Consider the following 26075-nt stretch of genomic DNA (forward strand, 5'->3'; position numbering starts at 1 on the left):
CGCCTCACGGCAGCCGGAAAGGCCCACAACGCCGCTCTCATCGCCTGCGCGCGAAAGCTCCTGATCTATGCCAATACCGTCCTGCAACGAGGCACGCCGTGGACCGAAAAACTCCTCGGCGTTTAATGGTTGCTACGGCACTGCCGCTGTAGGGCACGCTGTCATCACCCGCGAAAGCGGGTGATCCAGTATTCCAGAGGCAGCGCGGGGATACGGAGAGGCCACGGCGTACTGGATGCCCCGCCTACGCGGGGCATGACAGTTGTGGTCAGGCGACAGCGCGGGCCGTTTCAAACGCCCACGCAAATCTCGTTTAAAACTTTGTAATTGATGCATCCGTCACGTCCATCGCGTTCAATGCCGGCGACCCAGCAACGCGAGACCGCCATGACCTCCACCGACATCCCCGCCGGCTTCGAGCCGCTTTTCCGCAAGAGCCCTCTCACCGAACCCTGGGAGCCGCTCTACTCCAAGAACACCGACAAGGCCGTCATCATCGGCCTCCGGCTGGGGAGACCGCACACCAACGGCCGCGGCCTGATCCATGGCGGCCTCATCACGGCGCTCGCCGACAACGCCATGGGCTATAGCTGTGCGCTGGTGACGAACTGGACCACGTCATTCGTGACGGTCTCGCTCTCGGTCGATTTCGTCGGCTCCGCCGAGATCGGCCAGTGGTGCGCGATCGAGAGCGACGTGATCAAGACCGGCAAGACGATCTGCTTCGCGCAGTGCCTGATCAAGGCCGACGACGCCGTGATCGCGCGCGCCAGCGGGACGTTCCGCGTGGTGCCGAAGAAGGGCTGATGCTCTCTCGTGTCCCGGACGCGCTGCAGCGTGTAACGCTGCTGCGCAGAGCCGGGACCCACGTCTCGGCATGATACCGCGCCGCCTTCTGGGCCCCGGCTCTGCATCGCATCACTGCGTGCTGCGATGCGTCCGGGGCACGGGAGCTACCCAAACTTCCACTCCGCCGTCTCCACCACGAGATCGATGAACGCACGCACCTTGGCCGAGAGCAGTCGCGAGGTTGGATAGACGATGTGGATCGGCAGCGCCGGCTGCTCGTATTTCGCCAGCACGATTTTCAGCCGCCCGCGCTTCAGGCCCTCGGCGGCCTGATAGGCCAGCACGCGCGTCACGCCGCCGCCGGCCTCGGCATATTGCAGCGCCGCGTCGGCGCTGTTGCTGGTGAAGCGCGGGCTCGGCGTCACCTCGATGTCGCGGCCGTCCTGCACGAAATGCCAGCTGGCGGAGGGACCGAACTGGATGGTCTGGTGCTCGAGCAGCGCCTCCGGCGTCTTCGGCTCGCCGTGGCGCTTCAAATAGCCCGGCGTCGCCACGACGATTCTCCGCATCTCGCCGACCTGGCGTGCCACCAGCGAGGAATCGGCGAGATGGCCGATCCGCACCGCCACGTCGACGGCATCCTCCACGAGATTGACGAGGTTGTCCGACAGCCTGAGCTCGGCGGCGACCTCGGGATAGCGCTTGAGATAGTCGGTCATGACCGGCCCGACATGGAGCCGGCCGAAGCCGACCGGCGCCGATACCACGAGACGTCCGCTCGGCCGGTTGCGCTCCTCCTGCGCCGAGCCGTCGGCCTCCTCGACATCGGCGAGGATGCGTCGCGCGCGCTCGAGATAGCGCGTGCCGACATCGGTCAGCCGCACCTGCCGCGTGGTCCGCTGCAGCAGCCGGGCGCCGAGATGATCCTCCAGCGCCGCGATCATCCGCGTCACCGCCGAGGGCGACAGCCGCAGCTTGCGCGCCGCCGGCGCAAAGCCGCGCAGGTCGGCGACGGTGACGAAGACATGCATGGCTTCAAGGCGGTCCATGGCCATTATTGCATATATTGCAATGATGAAGTGTCAAGCTGGCCGATTGTTTTGATCGCCGGAAGGTCCATCTTAAGTTCTGAAAGACGCAGCAATGCGCCGGAATTTTCAGGAGATGTTCCGATGACTGCCGTACACACCTATGCCAGCGATATCGCCTTCTCGCCGGCGGTGAAATCGATCCAGACCCGAAAGGGCTCGCGCGAGGGCTATGCCCATGCCGAGCAGCGGGGATGGCGCACCGAGGTCGACGAGAACCTCGCGGCGTTCCTGGCTGACGCAAACAGCTTCTACTTTGCGACCGCCTCGGCCGACGGCCAGCCCTACATCCAGCACCGCGGCGGCCCGAAGGGGTTCCTGAAGGTGCTGGACAAGCAGACGCTGGCCTTCACCGACTATTCCGGCAACCGGCAATACATCACCCAGGGAAACCTGTCCGAGAATCCCAAGGCCTACATTTTCGTGATGGACTACGCCCACCGCCGCCGGGTGAAGATCTGGGGCGAGGCGCGCGTGGTCGAGGACGACGAGGCGTTGACGACGGCCCTGATGCCGAAGGGCTACCGCGCCCGGCCGGAGCAGGTGATCCTGTTCAAGATCGCTGCGTGGGATACCAACTGCCCGCAGCACATTCCGCAGAAGTTCGATGCGCCTGATGTCGCCGCGGCGCTGGCGGCGAGGGACAAGCGGATCGCGGAGCTGGAAGCGGAGGTCGCGGTGTTGAAGGGGAAGGCGGGGAGCTGAACGTCTCTCTTCGCCTCTCGCCGCATATTCGATGTCATGCCCCGCGAAGGCGGGGCATCCAGTACGCCGCGGCGTCTCGATTCAAGCAGAGGCGCCTCTGGAATACTGGATCGTCCGCCTTCGCGGACGATGACATCCGGGTGTAAGGAGGCGCCTGAGAGCTAAACCGCGCTCGCACCTTCGTGCTGGAAGCCGAGATAGCTCGCCGCCACCCGCTCGTTCGCCGCGACGTCGCTGGCCTTGCCGCTCAGCACGAACTCGCCGAGCTCCATCACATAGGCCTGGTCCGCGATCTTCAGCGCGGCCTGCGCGTTCTGCTCGACCAGCAGCACCGAGACGCCGCTGGCGCGCAGCTCGGTGACGATGCGGAAGATGTCGGCGACGATGATCGGCGCGAGGCCGAGGCTCGGCTCGTCCAGCATCAGCAGCTTGGGCTCGCCCATCAGCGCGCGGCCCATCGCCAGCATCTGCTGCTCGCCGCCGGAGAGCGTGCCGGCGAACTGCTTGCGCCGCTCCTTCAGGCGCGGGAACAGCGTGTAGACGCGCTCCATCGAGGCCTTCGCCTTGCTCCGCTCGATGCGGAAGGCGCCCAGCTCGAGATTGTCCTCGACGTTCATGGTCACGAACAATTCGCGGTGCTCCGGCACGAGGCCGAGACCCATCGCGACGCGGTCCTCGATGTCGAGCCGGGCGAGATCCTGCCCGGCAAAGGCGACGCGGCCCTTCAGCGGTAGAATGCCCATGATGGCGGAGAGCAGCGTGGTCTTGCCGGCGCCGTTAGCGCCGACGATGGTGACGATCTGGTTGGCGCCGACCTCGAGCGAGACCGAGCGCACGGCCTCGACCTTGCCATAGGCGACATGCGCGTCGGTGACGGACAACAGCGCGCTCATGCCGCCACTCCGAGATAGGCCTTGATCACTTCGGGATTGGTCTTGATCGTGGCGGGCGTGCCTTCCGCGATCTTGGTGCCGAAATCGAGCACGACGATGCGGTCGGCCAGATTCATGACGAAGCCCATGTCGTGCTCGACCAGAAGCACGGACATGCCACCGTCGCGCAACTCGCGCAGGAGCGCGGCGAGCCGCTGCTTCTCCATGTGGCGCAGGCCCGCGGCCGGCTCGTCGAGCAGCAGCAGCATCGGATCGACGCACAGCGCACGCGCGATCTCGACGATGCGCTGCTGGCCGAGCGAGAGCGATCCTGCGAGCTGGTGCATCTGCTCGGCGAGGCCGACGCGCTCGATCTGGCGGGCGGCTTCTGCGAGCAGTTTTGCCTCGTCGGCGCGGTCGAGCCGCAGCATCGAGGCGATCGGGCCGGAATGGCCGCGCAGATGCGCGCCGATCGCGACGTTCTCCAGCACAGTCATGTCAGGCACCAGCTTCACATGCTGGAACGTCCTGCTGATGCCGAGCTTGACGATCTCCTGCGGCGGCGCGTTGTCCACCTTCTTGCCGAGCACGGAGATCGAGCCCGATGTGGCGGACAGCACGCCGGTGATCAAATTGAACGTGGTGCTCTTGCCGGCGCCGTTCGGTCCGATCAGGGCGACGATCTCCCTGGCCTGGACGTCGAAGGAGACGTTGTTGACCGCGACCACGCCGCCGAATTGCTTCCGCGCCTTCTCGACGTGGAGCAGGATGCTGGCCTCGCCGGACGAGCGGGCGCGCTGTTCCAGCTTCAGCGAGGTGTCGGGCTTCTTGCCGCCGGTGCGCTCGGGCAGGAACGCCATCAGCCACGGCCAGACGCCGCCGGGTGCGAGCTGCAGCAGCGCCACCAGCATGATGCCGAACACGATGGTTTCGACTTGGCCGGAACCGGGCAGGATCAGCGGCAGATAGCTCTGCAGCACCTCTTTCAGCACCACGACGATCGCCGCTCCCAGCACGCCGCCCCAGACATAACCGGCGCCGCCGACCACCGCGATGAAGAGATATTCGATGCCGGCCTGTGCGCCGAACGGCGTCGGGTTCACCGCGCGCTGGAGATGGGCGTAGAGCCAGCCGGAGAGGCCGGCGAGCACGGCGGCATGGATGAACACCAAGAGCTTGGCCCGCGGCGTGTGCACGCCAAAAGCCTCGGCCGCGACATGGCCGCGGCGCAGCGCCCGGATGGCGCGGCCGGTCCGGGAGTCCAGCAGGTTCATCGTCAGCAGCGCCGAGAGGATCACCGCGACCCAGATCGCGTAATAGATCGAGCCGGGCGAGAGCATCTTGAACGTGCCGATCGACAGCGGCGGGATCGCCGAGATGCCGTCGTTTCTCCCCAGGAACTCCAGCTTGCTGAAAAGATAGAACAGGCCGAGCCCCCAGGCGAGCGTGCCAAGCGGCAGATAGTGGCCGGAGAGGCGGACGGTGACGAGGCCGAGCAGCACCGCCAGCGATCCGCTGACCAGGAGCGACAGCGGCAGTGTCAGCCAGGGCGACAGGCCATAGGCCGTCGACAGCACCGCCGTGGTGTAGGCGCCGAAGCCGACGAATGCGGCCTGGCCAAAAGAGGTCAGACCGCCGACGCCGGTCAGCAGCACGAGGCCCATCGCGACCAGCGCGGCAAGGCCGATATTGTCGAGCAGCACGATCCAGAAGGGCGGCATGCTAGGCACGAACGGGATCGCCGCCATGACAAGCGCGAAGACGAGAATGGGAAGCCGGCTCTGCATGCGCTCAGTCCTTCTCTTCCTCGACCGCGGGCGCGGCGAGCGAGCGCAGCAGCAGCACGGGGATCAGCAGCATGAAGACGATCACTTCCTTGTAGTTGGAGGCATAGAAGGACGAGAACGCCTCGACGATGCCGACGACCAGCGCCGCGACGGCGGTGAGGGGGTAGCTGACGAGCCCGCCGATGATCGCGGCGACGAAGCCCTTCAGGCCGATCAGGAAACCCGAGTCGTAATAGAGCGTCGTGATCGGCACGATCATGATGCCTGACAGCGCGCCGATGATGGAGGCCAGCAGAAAGGCGATCTGCCCCGACAGCGTGGTGCGGATGCCGACGAGCCGGGCTCCGAGCCGGTTGACCGCGGTGGCACGCAGCGCCTTGCCGTAGAGCGTCAGGCCGAAGAACAGCCAGAGCCCGACGATGAAGGCGACGGTGATGGCGTAGACGGTGATGCTCTGGCCGGTGAAGCGCAGCGCGCCGGCGGTGAAGGCGCCGGACAGCACGGCGGGTCCGCGCTGGCCTTCGGCGCCGAAGAACAGCAGGCCGAGGCCCTGCAGCGCGAGGTGGACGCCGACCGACGCAATCAGCAGCACCAGCACCGAGGTGTGCGCGAGTGGCTGGAACGCGATACGGTAGAGATAGAGGCCGATCATCGCGACGATCACCAGCGACAGCGCGATGCAGACCGCCACCGGCGGCTTCTGCGCGGCAAAATAGATGGTGAGCGCCAGCACGATGGCGGGCAGCACGATGTTGGCGATGAAGCTGCGCAGGATCAGCCGCGCATGCAGCGCCTTGCGTGCCGTGAACAGGTCGAAGACGAACGCACCGATGCCCAGCGCCAGCGCGAGCTTGGCGGTGCCCGGCATCTGCCCCGCGGCGAGCGAGGCATAGGTCAGCGCGCCATAGGTGACGAATTCGCCCTGGGGGATCAGGATCACGCGGGTGACGGCGAACACCAGCACCAGCGCCAGCCCGAGCAGCGCATAGATCGCGCCATTGGTGATGCCGTCCTGAACCAGGAACAGCATGATGGTGGTATTCAAGACCGGACGCTCCCCCTAATCCGGACCGGTCCCCCTGATTGTGGTGGACGGTCCGCTCACAGCCATTGAAAGACGCTGACGATATTTGATATGGTCCATAACAATTATCAAATATAATCTCAAGGGTGGCGGACGACCCGTCCCGAATTTAGCGGGATTACGAGCACGAGGCGATGACCGTTTCCAAAACCGCTGAAAAGTCTTCCGAAAAGTCCGGCGAGGCGGCCAAGGGGCGCAAGGACGCCGCTGAGGCGCAGCCTGAAGCCCTCCAGCTCGGCGAACTCTCCGAACAGCTCGGCTATGTCCTGAAGCGTGCGCAGCTGAAAGTGTTCGAGAACTTCCTGCGCTGCATGGCCTCGCTCCAGCTGACGCCGGCGCAGTTCTCCGTGCTGCTGCTGGTCGAGAAGAATCCCGGCCGTAACCAGACCGAGATCGCCTCCACCCTCGGCATCCTCCGCCCGAATTTCGTGGCCCTGCTCGACAACCTGGAGAGCCGCGACCTTTGCGCGCGGATCCGCTCCACCAACGACCGCCGCTCGCACATCCTGGTCCTGACCGACAAGGGCAAGGCCGTCCTGACCCGCGCCAAGAAGCTCGTCGCCACCAAGCACGAGTCGCGGCTGAACGATCTGCTCGGGCAGTCCAACCGTGAAGCCCTGATCGAGATGCTGTCGAAGATCGCGAACGAGTTTTGAGGCTCCGCGACTAACCGCGGTCGATCCACATTCTCCGCCGTCATCGCCCGGCTCGACCGGGCGATCCAGTATTCCAGAGACGTCAGTCGGATACGGAGAAGCCGCGGCGTACTGGATTCCCCGCTTTCGCGGGGAATGACACCGTCATTGGGGCAGCCGCCTCAATCCACCAAGATCACCCGGATATCGTTCACGTTGGTCAGCGTCGGGCCGGGCTGCAGCAGATCCCCGGTCGCCTCGAAGAACGTCGTCGCGTCGTTGTTGTCCAGATACGCCTGCGGCTGAAGCGCCAGCGCTTTCATCTTCGCAAACGTCGCCGCGTCGATCAGCGCGCCGGCGGGATCGGTGGGATGGCCGGCGCCGCCGTCGGCGCCGTCGGTGTCGCCGGCGAGCGCGGAGATGTCAGGCGTGTCCTTCAACAGCTCCGCCAGCGCCAGCGCGTATTCCTGGTTCGGGCCGCCGCGGCCATTGCCGCGCACGGTGACCGTGAGCTCGCCGCCGGAGAGGATCGCGAGGCGCTTGCCTTGCGCGCGCGCCTGCAGCGCCAGCTTGGCATGATTGGCGGCGACCTCGCGGGCCTCGCCTTCGAGATCGGCACCGAGATCGATGGTCTCGTAGCCGGCGTCCTTGGCGAGCTTCACGGCCGCGTCGAGCGATTGCTTCGGACGCGCGATCAGCTCGAACGACGCGCGCGCGAAGGCTGCGTCGCCGGGCTTGGCGCTTTCATTGGCGGGATCGTCGAGGGCGCGGCGCACGGCGTCGTCGATGTCGAGCCTGTATTTCGCGACGATCGCGCGCGCGTCCGCCAGCGTGGTCGGATCGGGCACGGTGGGACCGGAGGCGATCGCGGAGGGATCGTCATGCGGCACGTCGGAGATCGCGAGCGTCACGATCTCGGCCGCATTCTTGCCGGCGCGCGCGAGCCGGCCGCCCTTGATCCGCGACAGATGTTTTCTGACGATATTCATCTCGCCGATCGGCGCGCCCGAGCGCAGCAGCGCCTTGTTGACCGCCTGCTTCTGCGCAAAGCTGATGCCGTCCACCGGCGCGATCCAGTTCGCCGAACCGCCGCCGGTGAGCAGCACCAGCAGCAGATCGTCAGGCCCGGCCTCGCCCGCGAGCGCGAGCGTGTCGGCTGCGCCCTTGAGGCCAGCTTCGTCAGGCACGGGATGGCCGGCCTCGACCACGCGGATGCGCCGCGTCGGCACGCCATAGCCGTGGCGGGTGGTGGCGATGCCGACCAGGCGCTCCGGCGCGAGCCCCAGCGTGTCGAGGTAATGCCGCTCCGCCGCGGCGGCCATCGCGCCCGCGCCCTTGCCGGCGGCAAGGCAGATCACGCGCCCTTTGGGCGCGGGGCGCAAGTGAGGCGCCAGGATCGTATTGGGATGGGCTGCGGCAACGGCGGCATCGTAGAGCGCGCGGAGCAGGGGGCGTCGATCGGTCATGACGAAGGCCTTCGGCAAACTCTTGAGCAGACTAGAGCGACGGCGAGGACGTCGCCATTCCCCTGCCTAGCGCATCGGGCGCAAAAGGGTAAGCAGGCTTTACCATCATTCGATTGTGCAATCGCGTGATGTAATCAGCCGACAGCAAAGCCCCCTGCGATCATCTCGCAGGGGGCTTGTTATCGCCGGATCTCCGATCGGACTAGCCGCCGACGTCGGCGCTGATGACGTCGCCGAACAGTTCCCAGCGCTCGCCCTTGAACCGCTCGAGCCGGAGCTGGCTGATCGGCGCAAAGTCGTTCGCGCCGGTGTTGATCTGGATGCCCGGCAGCAGCGCCTCGGTGCGGAAGTTCTTAAGGCTGGCGGCCTGCTTCATGATGTTCTCGCGCGTGAGATCATCGCCGCACTGCTTCAGCACCTGGACCAGCGTCTGCGCCACCGCGTAGCCGACGATGGTGCCCTTGTCGAGCTTGTCGCCCTCCGGGAAGTACTTGGTCATGAAGGCGAGAAACTCCTTCATGCCGGCATCGTTGTTCCACTCCGGATCCGACACGTCCTTGAGATAATCGGCCGAGATGATGTCCTGGCCGTTCTCGAAACCGGCGGGCTTCATCACGCTGCCGACCGAGGCCGAGACGTTGTTGAGGAAGTGCAGCGGCTTCCAGCCGATCTCGGCGTTCTTCTTGATCGCCTGCGCCGCGAATTTCGGCGTCGTGATGTTCATGAACACGTCGGCGCCGGTCGACTTCAGCTTGACGATGTGGTTGTCGATGGTCGGTTCGGAGGTCTCATAGCTCTCCTCCATCACGATCATCGAGGCCGCCTTGGAGCCGAGGCCGTCCTTGAGGCCCTTCAGATAATCCTTGCCGTAATCGTCGTTCTGGTAGAGCACCGCGATCTTGGCGTCGGGCTTGTTCTTCAAGAGCCACTTCGCATAGATCTGCGTCTCGCTCTGGTAGTTGGGCTGCCAGCCCATGGTCCATGGGAAGTTCTGCGGATCGTTCCACTTGGTGGCGCCGGTGGCGACGAACAGCTGCGGCACCTTCTTCGTGTTCATATATTTGTGGATCGCCGAGTTCGGCGGCGTGCCGAGCGAGTTGAAGATGAACAGCACCTCGTCGCTCTCGACCAGCTTGCGCGCCTGCTCCACCGTCTTCGGCGGCGAGTACGCATCGTCGTAGCTGATGTAGTTGATCTTGCGGCCGTTGATGCCGCCTTCGTCGTTGATCTTCTTGAAATAGGCGGCTTCGGTCCGCCCGATGATGCCGTAGGCGGAGGCCGGTCCGCTGTAGGGCATGATGTTGCCGATCTTGATCTCGGTGTCGGTCGCGCCGGTATCGTATTTCTTCTGGGCCGATGCGGTGGAGGTCGACGCCGCAATGAGCGCGAGCGCCAGTGACGCGGCCGCAAGCTTGCCGGTGACAGCGGGCATTCCTATCTCCCTATTTTCTTGGTGTGTGTACGTCTCCTTTTCTTGCCGTGATTGTTTTTGGCGACGTGGCCGCAATTCAATACGATTTACCCTGGGCCTTCAACAGAAAGCCCCCGCGACGGCGTCGCAGGGGCTGCTCCTTTAGTAGTCTAGGGCGTGGCGCGGACGCGTGTGCGGGTGCGAGAAGGCGCGACTGTCTTTGGTTGTTTATATGATATCGAGCGATTTTGGGTTGCGCGGGCTCAGTGGTTGAGATCGCTCGAGATGATGTCGCCGAACAGCTCCCATTTCCGGCCTTTGAACCGCATCATCTGCAGCTGCTCGATCGGGGCGAAATTGTCGGGTGCGGTGTTGATCGTGATGCCGGGCAGCAGCGTGTCGGGCGCGAAATCCTTCAGGCTCGCGGCTTGCCTCATGACGTTGTCGCGGGTGAGGTCGTCGCCGCACATCTGCAGCACCTTCACCATGGTCTGCGCCGCGGCATAGCCGAACACCACGCCGGCATCGAGCTTGTTGGCCTTCGGATCGAATTGCGCGAGGAAGTTATAGAACCGCTTCATGCCGTCATCGGCATTCCATTGCGGGTCGGAGCCGTCCTTGGTGTAGCTCGCCGACAGGATGCCTTGCGAGATCTCGATCCCCGCCGGCTCCAGCACGCCGCCGACCGAGGCGGAGACGTTGGAGATGATGTGGACCGGGTGCCAGTTGATCTCGGCCGCCTTCTTGATCGCCTGGGCCGCGAATTTCGGCGTGGTGATGCTGACGAAGACGTCGGCGCCCGAGGCTTTCAGCTTCACGACATGCTCGTCGATCGCGGGCTCGGAGGTGTCGTAGCCGTCTTCCAGCACGATCATCGACGCCTTGGGCCCGAGGCCGTCCTTCAGGCCCTTCAGGTAGTCCTTGCCGAAATCGTCGTTCTGGTAGAGCACGGCGATCTTGGCGTCCGGCTTCTCCTTCATGATGTACTTGGCGTAGATGCGCGCTTCGCTGGCGTAGCTCGGCTGCCAGCCCATGGTCCACGGATATTGCTTCGGGTCGTTCCATTTCGAGGCACCGCTCGCCACGAACAATTGCGGCACCTTCTTCTCGTTCATGTATTTGCGGATGGCGCCGTTGGTCGAGGTGCCGAGCGAGCCGAAGATCAGCAGCACGCCGTCGCTCTCGACCAGCTTGCGCGCCTGCTCCACCGTCTTCGGCGGCGAATACGCATCGTCATACGAGATGAACTTGACCTTGCGGCCGTTGATGCCGCCCTCGGCGTTGATCTTGTTGAAATAGGCTTCCTCGGCCTTGCCGATCGCCGCATAGGCGGAGGCGGGGCCGCTATAGGGCATGATGTTGCCGATCTTGATCTCGGTATCGGAGGCGCCGCTGTCGTATTTCTTCTGCGCCAGCGCGGGGCCGGTCATCGCAGTGCACAATGCGAATGCGGCCGAAAGGGCCACAACCTGAAAACGAACGGCGACCATTGTTCTCCTGCCTCGGTTGGATCGGCCGCATTGAACAAGATTGACGGGCGACGTCAACAAAAAGCCCCCGCGGTTGCCCGCGGGGGCTTTGTCCTTTCGGACGAGATTTGGACTATGGCGTCAGCACGTCACTCGGAGGCGACGTCGCCGCTGATGATCTCGCCGAACAGTTCCCACTTCTCGCCCTTGAAGCGCTGCATCTGGAGCTGCGAGATCGGGGCGAAGTCGGTGGCGCTGGTGTTGATCTTGACGCCGGGCAGCAGGGTGTCCGGCGCAAAATCCTTCAGGCTCGCGGCCTGCTTCATCAGGTTGGCGCGGGTAAGGTCGTCACCACACATTTCCAGCGTCTTGACCAGGGTCGAGGCGGCACCATAGCCGTAGACCATGCCGGTGTCGGTCTTGTCGGCGCCGGGCATGTACTTGTCGACGAACTCGTTCCACCTCTTCATGCCGGGATCGTTGTTCCACTGCGGGTCGGTGGAGTCCTTGGCATAGGCCGCCGACAGCACGTCCTGCGAGGCCTCGAAGCCGGCCGGCTTCATCACGCTGCCGACCGAGATCGACACGTTGGTGAGGATCTGGAGCGGCTTCCAGCTCAGCTCGGCGGTCTTCTTGATGGTTTGCGCGGCGAACTTCGGCGTCGCGTAGATCAGCAGCACGTCGGGATTGGCGGCCTTGATCTTGACGATGTGGCCGTCGATCGAGGGCTCGGAGATCTCATAGCTCTCTTCCATGATGATCATCGACGCGCCCTTGGCGCCGAGACCGTCCTTGGTGCCCTTGAGGTAGTCTTTGCCGAAATCGTCGTTCTGGTAGAGGATCGCGACCCTGGCGTTCGGCTTCTCCTTCATCAGCCATTTCGCGTAGATCTGTGCTTCGCTCTGGTAGGAGGGCTGCCAGCCCATGGTCCAGGGGAAGTTCTTCGGGTCGTTCCACTTGGTGGCGCCCGTGGCGACGAACAGCTGCGGGATCTTCTTGGCGTTCAGGTACTTCTGGATCGCGGTGTTCGAGGGCGTGCCGAGCGGATTGTACACGGCCAGCACCTCGTCGCTCTCGACGAGCTTGCGGACCTGCTCGACGGCCTTCGGCGGCGAATAGGCGTCGTCATAGGTGACGAAGTTGATCTTGCGGCCGTTGATGCCGCCCTTGTCGTTGATCATCTTGAAATAGGCTTCTTCGGTCTTGCCGATGATGCCATAGGCCGACGCCGGACCGCTGTACGGCATGATGTTGCCGATCTTGATCTCGGTATCGGTCGCGCCGGTATCGTATTTCTTCTGAGCGAGTGCTGCGCCGGAGGTGAGGGTTGCGACCGCCGTTACGAGCGCAGTGGTTCGCAGTATTCTTGCGAGAAACAAAACGAAATCTCCTTCCTTAAGATCGTGGTTTTCAGTTTTTTCTGAGCTTTCCGGCGAGTTGCTGGCCCAGGATTGCGACTTGCCTTGCGCCGTGCGGCACGAGGTAGATGACGAGGAACAGGAGCACGCCGAACACGGCACCGGAGAGGCCCTTGGAGATGCCTTCCGCCATGTTAGGCACGAAGATGATGAAGGCGGCGCCGACGATCGAGCCGGGCAGCCAGCCCACGCCGCCGACGACCATGCCGAGGAACAGCGAGATCGCGAGCGTGATGGTGTAGCTGTCGGGCGCGACGAACTGCACCGCGATGGCGCCGAGCGAGCCGGCGATGCCGGTGATGGCGGCGGAGACGCCGAAGGCCAGCGTCTTGTAGAGCGCGACGTCGACGCCCATGGCGGAGGCCGCGATCTCGTTGTCGCGGATCGCCATGAAGGCGCGGCCCGAGCGGGAGCGCAACAGGTTCACCGAGAAGATGTAGATCGCGATCACGACGACGAGCGTGAAATAGTACAGCCACATGTCCTGCGACATCGGCAGGCCGAACGGCGCGTCCGGCTTGGTGACGACGAGGCCCTGCACGCCGCCGGTCCAGTGCTCGAGGAAGTTCAGCTTCAGGAGCTGCGGCATCGCGGTCGCAAGTGCGAAGGTCGCCAGCGCCAGATAGACGCCGGAGAGCCGCAGCGCCGGCTGCCCGAACAGGAAGCCGAAGCCGAAACAGACCACGCCGGCGATCGGCAGGGTCAGCGCGTAATTGACGTTGAAGTGCTCCATCAGCACCGCGGTCGTATAGGCGCCGACCGCGTAGAACGCGCTCTGGCCGAGCGAGAACTGGCCGCTTCCGCCGGTGAGGATGTTCAGCGCCAGCACCGCGAGCCCGTAGATCAGGAGCATCGTCATCTGGAAGATGATGAAGTTCTTGACGAAGACGGGGGCGATCAGCAGCGCGGCGAGCACCACCAGCGAGGTGCCGGTGCCCAGCGTCATGGCCCGCTTCGGAACGGCCTCGACCGCCTCGTGGCCCTCTGCAACGACTTCTTCTGCAGCGCTCATGATCAAACTCGCTTGACGATGTGCCGGCCGAACAGGCCAGCGGGTTTGACGACCAGGACGGAGATGATCAGCGCGAGCGCGATCGGGAGTTTCAGCTCGTTGCCGACGCCGGGGATGTAGGTGCCGGCGAGGTTCTCGAAGATGCCGACCAGGAAGCCGCCGACCACGGCGCCGAACGGGCTGGTCAGCCCGCCGAGCACCGCGGCGGCGAAGCCGTAGATCAGCACGCCGCCCATCATGTTGGGCTCGAGGAACACGACCGGGGCGATCAGCATGCCGGCGATCGCGCCGATCGCGGTCGCCATGCCCCAGCCGAGCGCGATCATCCAGCTCGTGTTGATGCCGACGAGGCGGGCCGATTCAGGCACGGAAGCGGCCGCGCGCATCGCAAGGCCGATCCGGGTGTACTGGAAGAAGAAGTACAGGCCGAGCAGCAGCAGCACGGTGACGCCGATCATGCCGGCCTGGTGGGTCGAGATCAGCTGGCTGCCCAGGAACGGCGCGGAGCCGAACGGGGTCGGGTACTGCTTGATGGTGAAGTCCCAGAGCAGACCGGCCGACGAGTTGATGATCGCGTACAGCGCGATGAAGCCGGCGACGTTGGTCAGCACCGGCGCTTTCGCTAGCGGCTTGAACAGGATGCGCTCGATCGCGATGCCGGCGGCGAAGGAGAACGCCAGCGTGATCAGGAAGGCGGCCCAGTAGGACACGCCCCACTGCATCAGCTGCCAGGAGATGAAGGTCGAGAACATCGCCATCTCGCCCTGCGCGAAGTTGAGATGGTCGATGGCCTGGTAGATCATGACCACGGCGAGCGCCATGCAGGCGTAGATCGCGCCCGTGGCGATGCCGGCCAGGACCTGGTTGGTGAACAGTTCCATTGTGCCGGCTCCCTCAGTAACCCAGATAGGATTTGCGGATTTCTTCGTTGTTCGCGATGTCCTTGGCATTGCCCGACATCACGATGCGGCCGGTCTCGATCACATAGGCCTGGTCGGCGAGCTCGAGCGCGAGCTGGGCGTTCTGCTCGACCACCAGGATCGACACCTTGTCCTCGCGGTTGATCTTGCCGAGGATGCCGAACAGGTCGCGCACCACCAGCGGCGCGAGGCCGAAGGAGGGCTCGTCCAGCAGCATCAGGCGCGGCCGCAGCATCAGGGCGCGGGCGACCGCGAGCATCTGCTGCTCGCCGCCGGAGAGCGTGCCGGCCTGCTGGGTGTGGCGCTGCTTGAGCACCGGGAAATGCGCATACATCCGCTCGATGTCGGAGACGATGCCGGCGCTGTCCTTGCGGGTGATGGCGCCGAGCTGGAGGTTCTCCTCCACCGTCATGGTGGTGAAGGTGCCGCGGCCCTGCGGCACATGGGCGATGCCGAACCGCACGATGCTCTCGGTGGAGCGGTTGTTCAGCGGCTTGCCGTCGAACTCGATGCCGCCGGTCGAGCGCACCATGTTGCAGATCGCGCGCAGCGTGGTGGTCTTGCCGGCGCCGTTGGCGCCCAGCAGCGTCGTCAGGGAGCCCTCGTTGAGGGAGAAAGACAGGCCATGGAGCGCCTGGACCTGGCCGTAATAGGCGCGCAGGTCCTTGACGTTGAGCAGCGTCGTCATTGGTCCTTGCTCCCGAGATAGGCCTTGATGACGTCGGGGTCCGCCTGCACCTGGGCCGGCGTGCCTTCCGCGAGCTTCTTGCCGAAATTCAGCGCGACGACGTGGTCGGCGATCGACATCACGAGGCCCATGTGGTGCTCGACCAGCAGCACGGTCATGTGGCGCTCGTCGCGGATTTTGCGGATGAGGTCGCCGAGCACGTAGACTTCCTCGTGGTTGAGGCCGCCGGCGGGCTCGTCGAGCAACAGGATCTTCGGGTCGGCCGCGAGCGCGCGCGCCAGCTCGACGCGCTTCTGCGTGCCGAAGGGCAGGCCGGACACGACGGTGTGGGCGACGTCCTCGAGGTCGAGATAGGCGAGGATCTCGTGCACCTTCTTGTTCACGTCGGTCTCGCTGCGGCGGATCCAGGCGAGGCGCAGCGAGTCGCTGATGATGTCGCTGGAGGTGCGCGCATGCGTGCCGACGCGGACGTTGTCCATCACCGACAGGTTCGGAAACAGCGCCACGTTCTGGAAGGTGCGGCCGATGCCGATCTCGGCGATGCGGTGCGGCGGCCGCGTCAGGATGCTGACGCCCTCCATCAGGATGTCGCCGGACGACGGCTGATAGAGCCGCGAGAGACAGTTGAAGAGCGTGGTCTTGCCGGCGCCGTTGGGGCCGATCAAGCCGAGGATCTGGCCCTTGTGCATGTCGAAGGACACGCCGTTGAGCGCGACGATGCCGCCGAACACGACGCTGACGTCGCGAACCGCGAGCAGGGGCGATGTCCCCCGCGCGAGCTGTGCCTGCGTCATCTCGTCTCGCCCACACCGTTCAGTGGGCGACGGGGCGATGCGAACCGCTCCCGGTGAAGACTAAGGCTATCTGAACCCCTCGGCCACACGCGCAACTTTTCCTCCTGATTTCAGCTTTTTGCTGATTTCTTTTTTTGAATGCGGCATCAGACCCCCGAGTGCCGCTTCGATGTTCCTTACCATCGCAAGCAGACGCGGTCCAATGTCGTTGATCAATCGCTCTTCCGTGAAGCGGAATGCGGGTGCGCCGCAATTGAATGCGTAAGGTCCGGTTCCGTCGTTGAGCTTGAGCGCGACGCCGGCGGCGCCGATGTCGTCGTGCCAGTCGCCGACCGAAATCGCGAAACCGTGTTTCGCGACGGTCTCGCCGGAACGCTCCAGCCCATCACGCATTTTCGGCCAGCGGCTGCCGTAATGTTCGCGCAAGAGGCGCGACAGTTCCGCGCGAGCCTCGTCGTCGAGCGCCCAGAAATAGGCCCGTCCCATCGCGCTGGTTGCAATCGGCACGCGGGAGCCGACGTCGAGTTGAACGCCGACCGTCTCGCTGCCGCGGCTCTGCCCGAAATAGATCATGCTGTGACGGTCGCGGCCGCCGACGGCGACGGCGCCGCCGGTCGCGCGCATCACGTCCTCGCGAAACGGCTCGGACAAATGCCGAACGCCGAGATTGGCGAGCGCGGCATAGCCGAGCGACATCGCGGCGGGCGTGAGCTGGTATTTCTCGAAACGGGGAACCGGCGTCAGATAACCGAGCTTGGTCAGCGTATAGGTCAGCCGCGAAACCGTCGGCTTCGGCAGATTGGTGCGGGCCGCAATCTCCTGATTGCCGAGCAGGCCGTCATTGGGTTGGAACGCGCGCAATACATCCAGTCCGCGGGAAAGCGCGACGACGAAATTCCGATCGGTCGCAGTCTTCTTTCCTGTACGCTTCATCCCTGATCTGCTTCTTGCGCGGAGTCGTTGACAACGTCCGTGCTTCAAAATAACCCTGCCGTCAAGATGCGGAATTAAATTCCGCACCGCGAAATCGAACAAAAGTAAATCCCCACCAAGGAGGGAAACCGTGAGCGAAGTGGTCAAGCTTGAGCGTCATGACGAAGTCGGGATCGTCACGGTGAATAGCCCTCCGGTCAATGCGCTGAGTGCCGCAGTCCGCGGTGGTATCCTGGAGTGCATGAAGGCCGCCATCGCCGATCCCGCGATCAAGGGCATCGTGCTGACCTGCGCCGGCCGCACCTTCATCGCCGGTGCCGACATCACCGAATTCGGCAAGCCGCCGAAGCCGCCCGGCCTCAACGAAGTGCTGGCCGAGATGGAGAATTCGCCGAAACCGATCGTTGCCGCGATCCACGGCACCGCGCTCGGCGGCGGCCTCGAAGTCGCGCTGGCCTGTCATTTCCGCGTGGCGGTCAAGGAGGCCAAGCTCGGCCTGCCCGAGGTGAAGCTCGGCCTCTTGCCCGGCGCCGGCGGCACCCAGCGCCTGCCGCGCGCGGTCGGTCCCGAGCTCGCGGTCAAGATGATCGTCGGCGGCGATCCGATTGGTGCTGCCGAAGCGCTGAAGAACGGCTTGATCGAAGAGATCGTCGAAGGCCCGGCTTCCGGCGGCGAGGCGTTCGTCCGCAAGCTGATCGCCGAGAAGCGCCCGCTGCGCCGCCTGCGCGACGACGATTCCAAGATTGCGGCCGCGAAGGCCGATCGCTCGATCTTCACCAATGCCGTCGCCGCCATGACCAAGAAGTCGCGCGGCCTGGAAGCCCCGTTCGCGGCGGCCGACGCCGTCGGTGCGGCGATCGACCTGCCGTTCGACGAAGGTCTGAAGAAGGAGCGCGAGGGTTTCCTCAAGCTCGTCGCCAGCGACCAGTCCAAGGCGCAGCGCTACGCCTTCTTCGCCGAGCGCGAAGCCAACAAGATCGCAGGCGTTCCCGAGGGCACCAAGTCGCGCCCCGTTAACCGTGTTGCCATTCTCGGCGCCGGCACCATGGGCGGCGGCATCGCGATGTCGTTTGCCAATGCCGGCATCCCCGTCACCCTGATCGAGACCGGCGAGGAACAGCTCAAGCGCGGCATGGGCATCATGCAGAAGAACTGGGAAGCGACCGCCGCGCGCGGCGGCATCCCGGCCGACGCGCCCGCCAAGCGCATGGCGCTGATCAACGGGGTCGTCGGCATCGAGAATGTCGGCGATGCCGACCTCGTCATCGAGGCCGTGTTCGAGACCATGGCGGTGAAGCAGGAAGTGTTCGGCAAGCTCGACCAGTACGTCAAGCAGGGCGCCGTGCTCGCCTCCAACACCTCGTATCTCAACATCGACGAGATCGCGAAGGCGACCAAGCGTCCGCAGGACGTGCTCGGCATGCATTTCTTCTCGCCGGCCAACGTCATGAAGCTGTGCGAGATCGTGCGCGCCGACAAGACCGCGCCCGATGCGCTCGTCACGGCTGTGACCATCGCACGCAAGATCGCGAAGGTGCCGGCCGTGGTCGGCGTCTGCGACGGCTTCGTCGGCAACCGCATGCTGGCCCAGCGCGGCAAGCAGTCCGAGAAACTGTTGTTCGAAGGCGCTTTGCCGCAGCAGGTCGATGCCGTGGTGACAAAATTCGGCATGCCGATGGGACCGTTCGCGATGGGCGACCTCGCCGGCCTCGACATCGGCTGGCGCTCGCGCAAGGACCGCGGCATCAAGTCGGAGATCGCGGACGCGCTGTGCGAAGCCGGCCGCTTCGGCCAGAAGACCGGCAAGGGCTACTACAAGTACGAAGCCGGCTCGCGCGCGCCGCTGCCGGATCCGGAGGTCGAGAAGCTGATCGACGAGACGCTGCTGCGCCTCGGCCGCAAGAAGCGAGTCGTCAGCGACGACGAGATCCTCGAGCGCATGATGTACCCGATGATCAACGAGGGCGCGAAGATCCTCGAAGAAGGTATCGCGGCGCGTCCGTCGGACATCGACGTGGTCTGGCTCTACGGCTATGGCTGGCCGATCTATCGCGGCGGCCCGATGTTCTGGGCCGACACCGTCGGCCTCAAGCATATCGCCGATCGCCTGGCCTTCTACGCCAAGGAGACCAACGACCCGAGCCTCGAGCCCGCCCCGCTGCTGAAGAAGCTCGCCGCCGAAGGCAAGACGTTCGCCTCGCTGGCGGCGGCGTCGAAAGCGGCTTGATCGGGTTGGCAATCGCCGTGATGTCTCGCTCCGAGCTCCGCTCTCTTCATTCCCTCCCCCCTTGCGGGGGAGGGGCAGGGAGGGGGGTAGCCCCGGGCGCCGGCGTTCGTGACTACCCCCTTCCCCAACTCCTCCCCGCAAGGGGGAGGGGAGCCCGTCCGTCCGTGCCTGCCTTACGTGGAGTTGCCGCTTAGGCGGTGCAAAATAACGAAACGAAATGACCCATCCCGGCGAACAGTTTTACCCCGAGGGTGTGCACTGGGACGACACCATCGCCCAGGGCTCGCTGCCTGACCTCTTGTCGAAAGCCGCCGCCGATTACGGCCCGCACACTGCGCTGGAATTCCGCGATCGTCCGATCACCTATACCGAGCTCGCCGCGATGGCCGAGCGCGCGGCGGCGGCGTTCCTGCGCGCCGGCTGCGGCAAGAACACGTCCGTGGCGCTGTTCCTCGGCAACACGCCGGATCATCCCGTCAATTTCTTCGGCGCGCTGAAGGCCGGCGCCCGCGTCGCGCATCTGTCGCCGCTCGACGGCGAGATCGCGCTGACGCACAAGGTTTCCGATTCCGGCTCGCGCCTGCTGGTCACCTCCAACCTCGCCGCGCTGCTGCCGACCGCGCTGAAATTTCTGGAGAAGGGGCTGATCGATCGCCTCGTCGTCTGCGAGGACGACAATTGGGGCAAGGTCGGCACGCCGCAGGCGCCGATCCCCAGCGATCCCCGCATCGTCACCTTCAAGACCTTCGTCGAGGGCGCCACCGCGCCCGCGCAATGGCCGTCGGTGACGGCCGACGACGTCGCGCTGCTGCAATATACCGGCGGCACCACCGGCCTGCCCAAGGGCGCGATGCTGACGCACGGTAATCTGTCGTCGGCCGTGTCGATCTACGACGTCTGGGGCAAGCCGAATCGTGCCGCACGCGGCGATATGATCGAGCGCGTGATCTGCGTGCTGCCGCTGTTCCACATCTACGCGCTCACCGTCGTGCTGCTGTCCTCGCTCAGCCGCGGCAATCTGATCTCGCTCCACCAGCGTTTCGATGTCGAAGCCGTGATGCGCGACATCGAGGTCAAGCGCGCGACCTATTTCCCGGGCGTGCCGACGATGTGGATCGCGATCGCTGCGCTGCCGGATCTGGACAAGCGCGACTTCTCCTCGCTCAACGCGATCGGCTCCGGCGGCGCGCCGCTGCCGGTCGAGGTCGCCCGCTTCTTCGAGAGCAAGGTCGGCAAGAAGCTGCGCAGCGGCTGGGGCATGACCGAGACCTGCTCGCCCGGCACCGGCCATCCGCCTGTCGGTCCCGACAAGCCCGGCTCGATCGGCCTGATGCTGCCCGGCATCGAGCTCGACGTCGTCGCGCTGGAAGATCCGACCAAGGTGCTGCCGCCGGGCGAAGTCGGCGAGATCCGCATCAAGGGCCCGAACGTCACCAAGGGCTATTGGAACAAGCCGAAGGAATCCGCGGAGTCCTTCGCCGATGGCCGCTTCCTCACCGGCGACATCGGCTATGTCGACGCCGACGGATATTTCTTCCTGGTCGATCGCAAGAAGGACATGATCATCTCCGGCGGCTTCAACGTCTATCCGCAAATGATCGAGCAGGCGATCTATACCCTTCCGGGCGTGCACGAGGTGATCGTGCTCGGCATTCCCGACCAGTATCGCGGCGAGGCTGCGAAAGCCTTCATCAAGCTGAAGCCGGACGCAAAGCCGTTCTCGCTCGACGAGCTGCGCGCGCAGCTCACCGGCAAGGTCGGCAAGCACGAATTGCCGGCGGCGGTCGAGTTCGTCGAGGATCTGCCGCGCACGCCGGTCGGAAAGCTGTCGCGCCACGAATTGCGCCAGCAGCAGAAACCATCACAATCCACCCAACCAGGAGGTCGTTCTTGACCGACGCCGTCATCGTTTCCACCGCCCGCACGCCGATCGGCAAGGCCTATCGCGGCATGCTCAACGCCACCGAGGGCGCGACGCTGCTCGGCCACGCCATCGGCGAAGCCGTCGCGCGCGCCAAGGTCGATCCGAAGGAGATCGAGGACGTCGTGATGGGCGCGGCGCTCCAGCAGGGCGCGACTGGTGGCAACATCGCCCGCAAGGCGCTGCTCCGCGCCGGCCTGCCCGTGACGGTCGCCGGCACCACCATCGACCGGCAATGCGCCTCGGGCCTGCAGGCGATCGCGCTCGCCGCGCGCTCGGTGATCTTCGACGGCGTCGAGATCGCGGTCGGCGGCGGCGGCGAGTCGATCTCGCTCGTCCAGAACGACAAGATGAACGGCTTCCACGCCCAGGATCCGGCGCTGCTCAAGATCAAGGGCGAGGTCTACATGCCCATGATCGACACCGCCGAAATCGTCGCCAAGCGCTACGGCATCTCGCGCGAGAAGCAGGACGAGTATTCGCTGGAGAGCCAGCGCCGCACCGCAGCCGCGCAGCAGGGCGGCAAGTTCAAGGATGAGCTCGCGCCGATCACGACGCAGATGGCGGTTACCGACAAGGCGACCGGTGCTGTCTCGATGAAGGAAGTGACGCTGTCGCAGGACGAAGGTCCACGCCCCGAGACCACGATCGAAGGCCTTGCCGGCCTCAAGCCCGTGCGCGGCGAGGGTTTCTCCGTCACCGCCGGCAATGCCAGCCAGCTGTCCGACGGCGCCAGCGCCTCTGTCATCATGAGCGACAAGGAAGCGTCCAAGCGCGGCCTCAAGCCGCTCGGCATCTTCCGCGGCTTCGTCTCCGCCGGCTGCGAGCCGGACGAGATGGGCATCGGCCCGGTCTTCGCCGTGCCGCGCCTGCTCAAGCGCCACGGCCTCACCGTCGACGACATCGGCCTCTGGGAGCTGAACGAAGCCTTCGCGGTGCAGGTGCTGTATTGCCGCGACAAGCTCGGCATCGACCCCGAGAAGATCAACGTCAATGGCGGCGCGATCTCGGTCGGCCATCCCTACGGCATGTCGGGCGCGCGCCTGACCGGCCACGCGCTGATCGAAGGCCGCCGCCGCAAGGCGAAGTATGCGGTCGTCACCATGTGCGTCGGCGGCGGCATGGGCGCGGCCGGCTTGTTCGAGGTGTTGCAGTAAGTGTTTCTGTCATTCCGGGGCGCCGCAAAGCGGCGAGCCCGGAATCCATAACCACGAGTCGGGGATATGGATTCCGGGCCTGCGCCTTACGGCGCATCCCGGAATGACGGCGGGTTTGGTAAGAACAAAATCGTTCACAGGAGGATCCGATGGATCTCGCATTCACGAAGGAAGAGCAGGCGTTTCGCGAGGAAGTGCGTTCATTCTTCCGCGACAACGTGCCGCCGGATACGCGGCGCAAGCTGGTGGAAGGCCGCCATCTCTCGAAGGACGAGATGGTGACGTGGTGGCGCATCCTCAACAAGAAGGGCTGGGGCGTCAGCCATTGGCCCAAGCAGTTCGGCGGCACGGGCTGGACCAGCGTGCAGCACTACATCTTCAACGAGGAGCTGCAGTCCTATCCGGCGCCGCAGCCGCTCGCCTTCGGCGTCAGCATGGTCGGCCCGGTCATCTACACCTTCGGCAATGAAGAGCAGAAGAAGAAGTACCTGCCGCGCATTGCCAATGTCGACGATTGGTGGTGTCAGGGCTTCTCCGAGCCCGGCTCCGGTTCGGACCTCGCCTCGCTCAAGACCAGGGCCGAGCGCAAGGGCGACAAGTGGATCATCAACGGTCAGAAGACCTGGACCACGCTGGCCCAGCACGCCGACATGATCTTCTGCCTCTGCCGCACCGACGCGACCGCCAAGAAGCAGATGGGCATCTCCTTCATCGTGTTCTCGATGAAGTCGAAGGGCGTCACCGTGCGTCCGATCCAGACCATCGACGGCGGCGTTGAGGTCAATGAGGTGTTCTTCGACGACGTCGAGGTTCCCTACGAGAACCTGATCGGCGAGGAGAACAAGGGCTGGGATTACGCAAAATTCCTGCTCGGCAATGAGCGCACCGGCATCGCGCGCGTCGGCGTCTCCAAGGAGCGTCTGCGCCGCATCCGCGATCTCGCCGGCAAGGTCGAATCCGGCGGCAAGCCGATCATCCAGGACGCGGCCTTCCGCGAGAAGCTCGCGGCCTGCGAGATCGAGCTGAAGGCGCTCGAGCTGACCCAGCTCCGCGTCGTCGCCGACGAGGGCAAGCACGGCAAGGGCAAGCCCAATCCGGCCTCCTCGGTGCTGAAGATCAAGGGCTCCGAGATCCAGCAGACCACCACCGAGCTGCTCATGGAAGTGATCGGCCCGTTCGCCGCGCCCTACGACGTGCATGGCGACGACGGCTCGAACGAAGCCATGGACTGGACCGCCCAGATCGCGCCGAGCTACTTCAACAACCGCAAGGTCTCGATCTACGGCGGCTCCAACGAGATCCAGCGCAACATCATCGCCAAGGCGGTGCTGGGGCTCTAGGCGTCATTCCGGGGCGCGCGCAGCGCGCCCCCGGGGAAGCCAGATAATTTCGGGTACGAGGAACCAAAGAAATGGATTTTGATCTGAACGAGGAGCAGCGGCTTCTCAAGGAAAGCATCGACGGCCTGCTGACCGATTCCTACGATTTCGAGAGCCGCAAGAAGTACATGAAGGAGAAGGGCGGCTGGAGCCAGGCCGTCTGGGGCAAGCTCGCCGAGCAGGGCCTGCTGGGCCTGCCCTTCGCGGAGGCCGATGGCGGCTTCGGCGGTGGCGGCGTCGAGACCATGATCGTGATGGAAGCGCTCGGCAAGGCGCTGGTGCTCGAGCCGTATCTCGCCACGGTCGTAATCGGCGGCGGCTTCCTGCGCCATGCGGGCAGCGATGCGCAGAAGGCCGCGCATATCCCCGGCATCATCGACGGCAGCAAGACGCTGGCGTTCGCCCAGCTCGAGAAGAACTCGCGCTACGATCTGTTCGACGTCACCACGACGGCGAAGAAGAAGGGCGACGGCTGGGTCATCGACGGTGAAAAATTCGTCGTGCTCAATGGCGAGAACGCCGAGACGCTCATCGTCACCGCGCGCACCAAGGGCGACCGCCGCGACAAGACCGGCATCGGCGTGTTCCTGGTGCCGGCGAATGCCAAGGGCATCACCAAGAAGTCCTACCCGACCCAGGACGGCCTGCATGCCGCCGACATCACCTTGACCGGTGTTGAAGTCGGCAGCGATGCCGCGCTCGGCAATCCCGACGACTCGCTCGCCCTGATCGAGCGCGTGGTGGACGAAGCCCGCGTCGCGCTCTGCGCCGAGGCGGTCGGCCTGATGGACGAGTCGCTCAAGACCACGGTCGAGTACATCAAGACGCGCAAGCAGTTCGGCGTCGCGATCGGCTCGTTCCAGTCGCTGCAGCACCGCGCCTCCGACATGTTCGTCGCCGCCGAGCAGGCGCGTTCGATGTCGATGTTCGCGACCATGGCTGGTGATTTCGAGAACGCCAAGGAGCGCAGCAACGCCATTGCCGCGGCCAAGGTGCAGATCGGCAAGTCGCTGAAGTTCGTCGGCCAGCAGGCGATCCAGCTCCACGGCGGCATCGGCATGACCATGGAAGCGAAGATCGGCCACTACTTCAAGCGCCTCACCATGATCGAGAACAGCTTTGGTGACACCGACTACCACCAGCGCCGCGTCGCGGATGCGGGTGGGTTGATTTAAGCCAAGCAAAAACTGTCATGCCCCGGCTTGACCGGGGCATCCAGTACTCCGCGGCGGCAGTTCGTTCACGCAACTTCAGCCGCGGGGTACTGGATCGCCCGATCAAGTCGGGCGATGACACCGAACAAGTGGACGCAGGGAGCCAACAACAATGAAAAACACCCCGTTCGATCTCACCGGGAAGGTCGCCGTCGTCACCGGCTCCAGCCGCGGCATCGGCCGCTCCTCGGCCGAGCTGCTCGCCAAGCTCGGCGCAAAAGTCGTCGTCTCCTCCCGCAAGGCCGACGCCTGCAAGGAAGTCGCCGACGGCATCAACGCCTCGGGCGGCGATGCCACCGTCATTCCCTGCAACATCGCGCGCAAGGCCGAGGTCGAGGCATTGATCTTGGGTGCCACAAAACATTACGGCAAGATCGACATCCTCGTCTGCAACGCCGCGGTGAACCCGTATTACGGCCCGCTGCTGGACATCACCGACGAAGCCTTCGACAAGATCATGGGCTCGAACGTCAAGAGCAACATCTGGCTCTCTGCGCTCGCGATCCCGCAGATGGCCGAGCGCGGAGGCGGCTCCGTCGTCATCATCTCCTCGATCGGCGGCCTGCGCGGCTCCACCGTGATCGGCGCCTACGGCATCTCGAAAGCCGCCGATTTCGCGCTATGCCGTTCGCTCGCCGGCGAATGGGGCCCGAAAGGCGTCCGCGTCAACTGCATCGCACCCGGCCTCGTCAAGACCGATTTCGCCCGCGCGCTCTGGGAAGACGAAGCCAACCTCAAGCGCCGCACCGCCACCACGCCGCTCCGCCGCATCGGCGAGCCGGACGAGATCGCCGGCGCGGTGGCCTACCTCGCCTCCGATGCGTCGAGCTTCATGACCGGCCAGACCATCGTGATCGACGGCGGCGTGACCACCGCGGCTGTGTAACGCGGCCTCGTGTCCCGGACGCGTCGCGGCATGAAATGACGCGACGCAGAGCCGGGACCCATGTCTCCATTTGCTCGGCTGTGGGCCCCGGCTCAGCGGCGCACCGCTGGCGCGCTGCGCCGCATCCGGGGCACGAGACCAACCTTGACCTTGCCGCCCTAATCCGCTCCCTTTGGCGCGACACAATGGTCCCTCCGGGATAACACCCAAAGAAAACGTC

The 26075-nt window shown here is 64.9% G+C and carries 22 protein-coding genes; 9 read left to right on the forward strand and 13 right to left on the reverse strand.

Going from position 1 to position 26075, the window contains the following annotated elements; all coding sequences use genetic code 11:
• The first annotated feature begins 387 nt into the window (after nucleotides 1-387).
• Complete coding sequence (locus tag VGR99_RS20530) at nucleotides 388-807, forward strand: PaaI family thioesterase (RefSeq protein WP_326900824.1); 420 nt, start codon at nucleotides 388-390, stop codon at nucleotides 805-807.
• A 146-nt stretch (nucleotides 808-953) separates the two neighbouring features.
• Here VGR99_RS20530 and VGR99_RS20535 read toward each other — a convergent pair whose 3' ends face one another.
• Nucleotides 954-1838 carry a LysR family transcriptional regulator gene (locus tag VGR99_RS20535; RefSeq protein WP_326900826.1) on the reverse strand — a complete coding sequence of 295 codons (885 nt, stop codon included), beginning with the start codon at nucleotides 1836-1838 and terminating at the stop codon, nucleotides 954-956.
• 123 nt (nucleotides 1839-1961) lie between these two features.
• On the opposite strand from VGR99_RS20535, the gene VGR99_RS20540 reads away from it, so the two are divergent.
• Nucleotides 1962-2582, forward strand: a complete 621-nt coding sequence (locus VGR99_RS20540; RefSeq protein WP_326900828.1) for a pyridoxamine 5'-phosphate oxidase family protein — start codon at nucleotides 1962-1964, stop codon at nucleotides 2580-2582.
• Nucleotides 2583-2743: 161 nt separating this feature from the next.
• On the opposite strand, the gene VGR99_RS20545 is transcribed toward VGR99_RS20540, so the two are convergent.
• The 3 genes from VGR99_RS20545 to VGR99_RS20555 are packed head-to-tail and all read right to left on the reverse strand — an operon-like array spanning nucleotide 2744 to nucleotide 6286.
• Nucleotides 2744-3475 (reverse strand): ABC transporter ATP-binding protein, encoded by a 732-nt coding sequence (locus tag VGR99_RS20545; RefSeq protein WP_326900830.1) that lies wholly within the window; start codon nucleotides 3473-3475, stop codon nucleotides 2744-2746.
• Complete coding sequence (locus VGR99_RS20550) at nucleotides 3472-5241, reverse strand: branched-chain amino acid ABC transporter ATP-binding protein/permease (RefSeq protein WP_326900832.1); 1770 nt, start codon at nucleotides 5239-5241, stop codon at nucleotides 3472-3474. The genes VGR99_RS20545 and VGR99_RS20550 overlap by 4 nt, the downstream gene beginning before the upstream one ends.
• 4 nt (nucleotides 5242-5245) lie before the next feature.
• On the reverse strand, nucleotides 5246-6286 hold the full coding sequence (locus VGR99_RS20555) for a branched-chain amino acid ABC transporter permease (RefSeq protein ID WP_326900834.1): 1041 nt from the start codon (nucleotides 6284-6286) through the stop codon (nucleotides 5246-5248).
• A 173-nt stretch (nucleotides 6287-6459) separates the two neighbouring features.
• On the opposite strand from VGR99_RS20555, the gene VGR99_RS20560 reads away from it, so the two are divergent.
• Nucleotides 6460-6981: a MarR family winged helix-turn-helix transcriptional regulator gene (locus VGR99_RS20560; RefSeq protein WP_326900835.1), complete on the forward strand. Its 522-nt coding sequence runs from the start codon at nucleotides 6460-6462 to the stop codon at nucleotides 6979-6981.
• Between the two features lie 161 nt (nucleotides 6982-7142).
• Here VGR99_RS20560 and VGR99_RS20565 read toward each other — a convergent pair whose 3' ends face one another.
• The 9 genes from VGR99_RS20565 to VGR99_RS20605 form a co-directional block, all read right to left on the reverse strand.
• Nucleotides 7143-8426 (reverse strand): glycerate kinase, encoded by a 1284-nt coding sequence (locus VGR99_RS20565; protein ID WP_326900837.1) that lies wholly within the window; start codon nucleotides 8424-8426, stop codon nucleotides 7143-7145.
• 202 nt (nucleotides 8427-8628) lie between these two features.
• Entirely contained in the window at nucleotides 8629-9858 is a 1230-nt protein-coding gene (locus tag VGR99_RS20570) for an ABC transporter substrate-binding protein (RefSeq protein ID WP_326900839.1), read from the reverse strand.
• 242 nt (nucleotides 9859-10100) lie between these two features.
• On the reverse strand, nucleotides 10101-11327 hold the full coding sequence (locus VGR99_RS20575; protein ID WP_326900840.1) for an ABC transporter substrate-binding protein: 1227 nt from the start codon (nucleotides 11325-11327) through the stop codon (nucleotides 10101-10103).
• Nucleotides 11328-11455: 128 nt separating this feature from the next.
• Nucleotides 11456-12685 (reverse strand): ABC transporter substrate-binding protein, encoded by a 1230-nt coding sequence (locus VGR99_RS20580; RefSeq protein ID WP_326900841.1) that lies wholly within the window; start codon nucleotides 12683-12685, stop codon nucleotides 11456-11458.
• A 31-nt stretch (nucleotides 12686-12716) separates the two neighbouring features.
• Nucleotides 12717-13736 (reverse strand): branched-chain amino acid ABC transporter permease, encoded by a 1020-nt coding sequence (locus tag VGR99_RS20585; protein ID WP_326900843.1) that lies wholly within the window; start codon nucleotides 13734-13736, stop codon nucleotides 12717-12719.
• A 2-nt stretch (nucleotides 13737-13738) separates the two neighbouring features.
• Nucleotides 13739-14617, reverse strand: coding sequence for a branched-chain amino acid ABC transporter permease (locus tag VGR99_RS20590; protein ID WP_326900844.1), 879 nt, complete (start codon nucleotides 14615-14617; stop codon nucleotides 13739-13741).
• 13 nt (nucleotides 14618-14630) lie between these two features.
• Complete coding sequence (locus VGR99_RS20595) at nucleotides 14631-15344, reverse strand: ABC transporter ATP-binding protein (RefSeq protein WP_008135694.1); 714 nt, start codon at nucleotides 15342-15344, stop codon at nucleotides 14631-14633.
• Nucleotides 15341-16138, reverse strand: coding sequence for an ABC transporter ATP-binding protein (locus VGR99_RS20600; protein WP_326900853.1), 798 nt, complete (start codon nucleotides 16136-16138; stop codon nucleotides 15341-15343). The genes VGR99_RS20595 and VGR99_RS20600 overlap by 4 nt, the downstream gene beginning before the upstream one ends.
• Nucleotides 16139-16204: 66 nt before the next feature.
• A complete protein-coding gene (locus VGR99_RS20605) occupies nucleotides 16205-17071 on the reverse strand; it encodes an IclR family transcriptional regulator (RefSeq protein ID WP_326901247.1) in 867 nt (288 codons plus the stop codon).
• Nucleotides 17072-17201: 130 nt separating this feature from the next.
• Between VGR99_RS20605 and VGR99_RS20610 the strand changes: the two genes are divergently transcribed.
• The 6 genes from VGR99_RS20610 to VGR99_RS20635 all read left to right on the forward strand — a co-directional run bounded on the left by VGR99_RS20610 (nucleotide 17202) and on the right by VGR99_RS20635 (nucleotide 25855).
• The gene (locus VGR99_RS20610; RefSeq protein WP_326900855.1) at nucleotides 17202-19298 is read left to right on the forward strand and encodes a 3-hydroxyacyl-CoA dehydrogenase NAD-binding domain-containing protein; all 2097 of its coding nucleotides are present in this window, start codon (nucleotides 17202-17204) and stop codon (nucleotides 19296-19298) included.
• Nucleotides 19299-19515: 217 nt separating this feature from the next.
• Nucleotides 19516-21192 (forward strand): dicarboxylate--CoA ligase PimA, encoded by a 1677-nt coding sequence (pimA, locus tag VGR99_RS20615; RefSeq protein WP_326900857.1) that lies wholly within the window; start codon nucleotides 19516-19518, stop codon nucleotides 21190-21192.
• Nucleotides 21189-22376, forward strand: a complete 1188-nt coding sequence (locus VGR99_RS20620; protein WP_326900860.1) for an acetyl-CoA C-acyltransferase — start codon at nucleotides 21189-21191, stop codon at nucleotides 22374-22376. Before pimA ends, VGR99_RS20620 begins: the two co-directional genes overlap by 4 nt.
• Before the next feature lie 149 nt (nucleotides 22377-22525).
• Complete coding sequence (gene pimC / locus VGR99_RS20625) at nucleotides 22526-23716, forward strand: pimeloyl-CoA dehydrogenase large subunit (protein ID WP_326900862.1); 1191 nt, start codon at nucleotides 22526-22528, stop codon at nucleotides 23714-23716.
• A gap of 71 nt (nucleotides 23717-23787) precedes the next feature.
• Nucleotides 23788-24930: a pimeloyl-CoA dehydrogenase small subunit gene (pimD, locus tag VGR99_RS20630; protein ID WP_326900863.1), complete on the forward strand. Its 1143-nt coding sequence runs from the start codon at nucleotides 23788-23790 to the stop codon at nucleotides 24928-24930.
• Nucleotides 24931-25081: 151 nt separating this feature from the next.
• Nucleotides 25082-25855, forward strand: a complete 774-nt coding sequence (locus tag VGR99_RS20635; protein WP_326900864.1) for an SDR family oxidoreductase — start codon at nucleotides 25082-25084, stop codon at nucleotides 25853-25855.
• The last annotated feature ends 220 nt before the right edge of the window (nucleotides 25856-26075 follow it).

The organism is Bradyrhizobium sp., from assembly GCF_035935975.1.
GTDB lineage: Bacteria > Pseudomonadota > Alphaproteobacteria > Rhizobiales > Xanthobacteraceae > Bradyrhizobium.

Excerpts from the sequence above, each read along its gene's own strand:
- VGR99_RS20540 (WP_326900828.1), top strand. The coding sequence starts at position 1,962 with ATGACTGCCGTACACACCTATGCCAGCGATATCGCCTTCTCGCCGGCG.
- pimA (WP_326900857.1), top strand. The coding sequence starts at position 19,516 with ATGACCCATCCCGGCGAACAGTTTTACCCCGAGGGTGTGCACTGGGAC.
- VGR99_RS20575 (WP_326900840.1), bottom strand. The coding sequence starts at position 11,327 with ATGGTCGCCGTTCGTTTTCAGGTTGTGGCCCTTTCGGCCGCATTCGCA.
- VGR99_RS20600 (WP_326900853.1), bottom strand. The coding sequence starts at position 16,138 with ATGACGCAGGCACAGCTCGCGCGGGGGACATCGCCCCTGCTCGCGGTT.
- VGR99_RS20550 (WP_326900832.1), bottom strand. The coding sequence starts at position 5,241 with ATGCAGAGCCGGCTTCCCATTCTCGTCTTCGCGCTTGTCATGGCGGCG.
- VGR99_RS20635 (WP_326900864.1), top strand. The coding sequence starts at position 25,082 with ATGAAAAACACCCCGTTCGATCTCACCGGGAAGGTCGCCGTCGTCACC.
- pimC (WP_326900862.1), top strand. The coding sequence starts at position 22,526 with ATGGATCTCGCATTCACGAAGGAAGAGCAGGCGTTTCGCGAGGAAGTG.
- VGR99_RS20585 (WP_326900843.1), bottom strand. The coding sequence starts at position 13,736 with ATGAGCGCTGCAGAAGAAGTCGTTGCAGAGGGCCACGAGGCGGTCGAG.
- pimD (WP_326900863.1), top strand. The coding sequence starts at position 23,788 with ATGGATTTTGATCTGAACGAGGAGCAGCGGCTTCTCAAGGAAAGCATC.
- VGR99_RS20530 (WP_326900824.1), top strand. The coding sequence starts at position 388 with ATGACCTCCACCGACATCCCCGCCGGCTTCGAGCCGCTTTTCCGCAAG.
- VGR99_RS20560 (WP_326900835.1), top strand. The coding sequence starts at position 6,460 with ATGACCGTTTCCAAAACCGCTGAAAAGTCTTCCGAAAAGTCCGGCGAG.
- VGR99_RS20590 (WP_326900844.1), bottom strand. The coding sequence starts at position 14,617 with ATGGAACTGTTCACCAACCAGGTCCTGGCCGGCATCGCCACGGGCGCG.
- VGR99_RS20565 (WP_326900837.1), bottom strand. The coding sequence starts at position 8,426 with ATGACCGATCGACGCCCCCTGCTCCGCGCGCTCTACGATGCCGCCGTT.
- VGR99_RS20535 (WP_326900826.1), bottom strand. The coding sequence starts at position 1,838 with ATGGACCGCCTTGAAGCCATGCATGTCTTCGTCACCGTCGCCGACCTG.
- VGR99_RS20605 (WP_326901247.1), bottom strand. The coding sequence starts at position 17,071 with ATGAAGCGTACAGGAAAGAAGACTGCGACCGATCGGAATTTCGTCGTC.
- VGR99_RS20545 (WP_326900830.1), bottom strand. The coding sequence starts at position 3,475 with ATGAGCGCGCTGTTGTCCGTCACCGACGCGCATGTCGCCTATGGCAAG.
- VGR99_RS20595 (WP_008135694.1), bottom strand. The coding sequence starts at position 15,344 with ATGACGACGCTGCTCAACGTCAAGGACCTGCGCGCCTATTACGGCCAG.
- VGR99_RS20570 (WP_326900839.1), bottom strand. The coding sequence starts at position 9,858 with ATGCCCGCTGTCACCGGCAAGCTTGCGGCCGCGTCACTGGCGCTCGCG.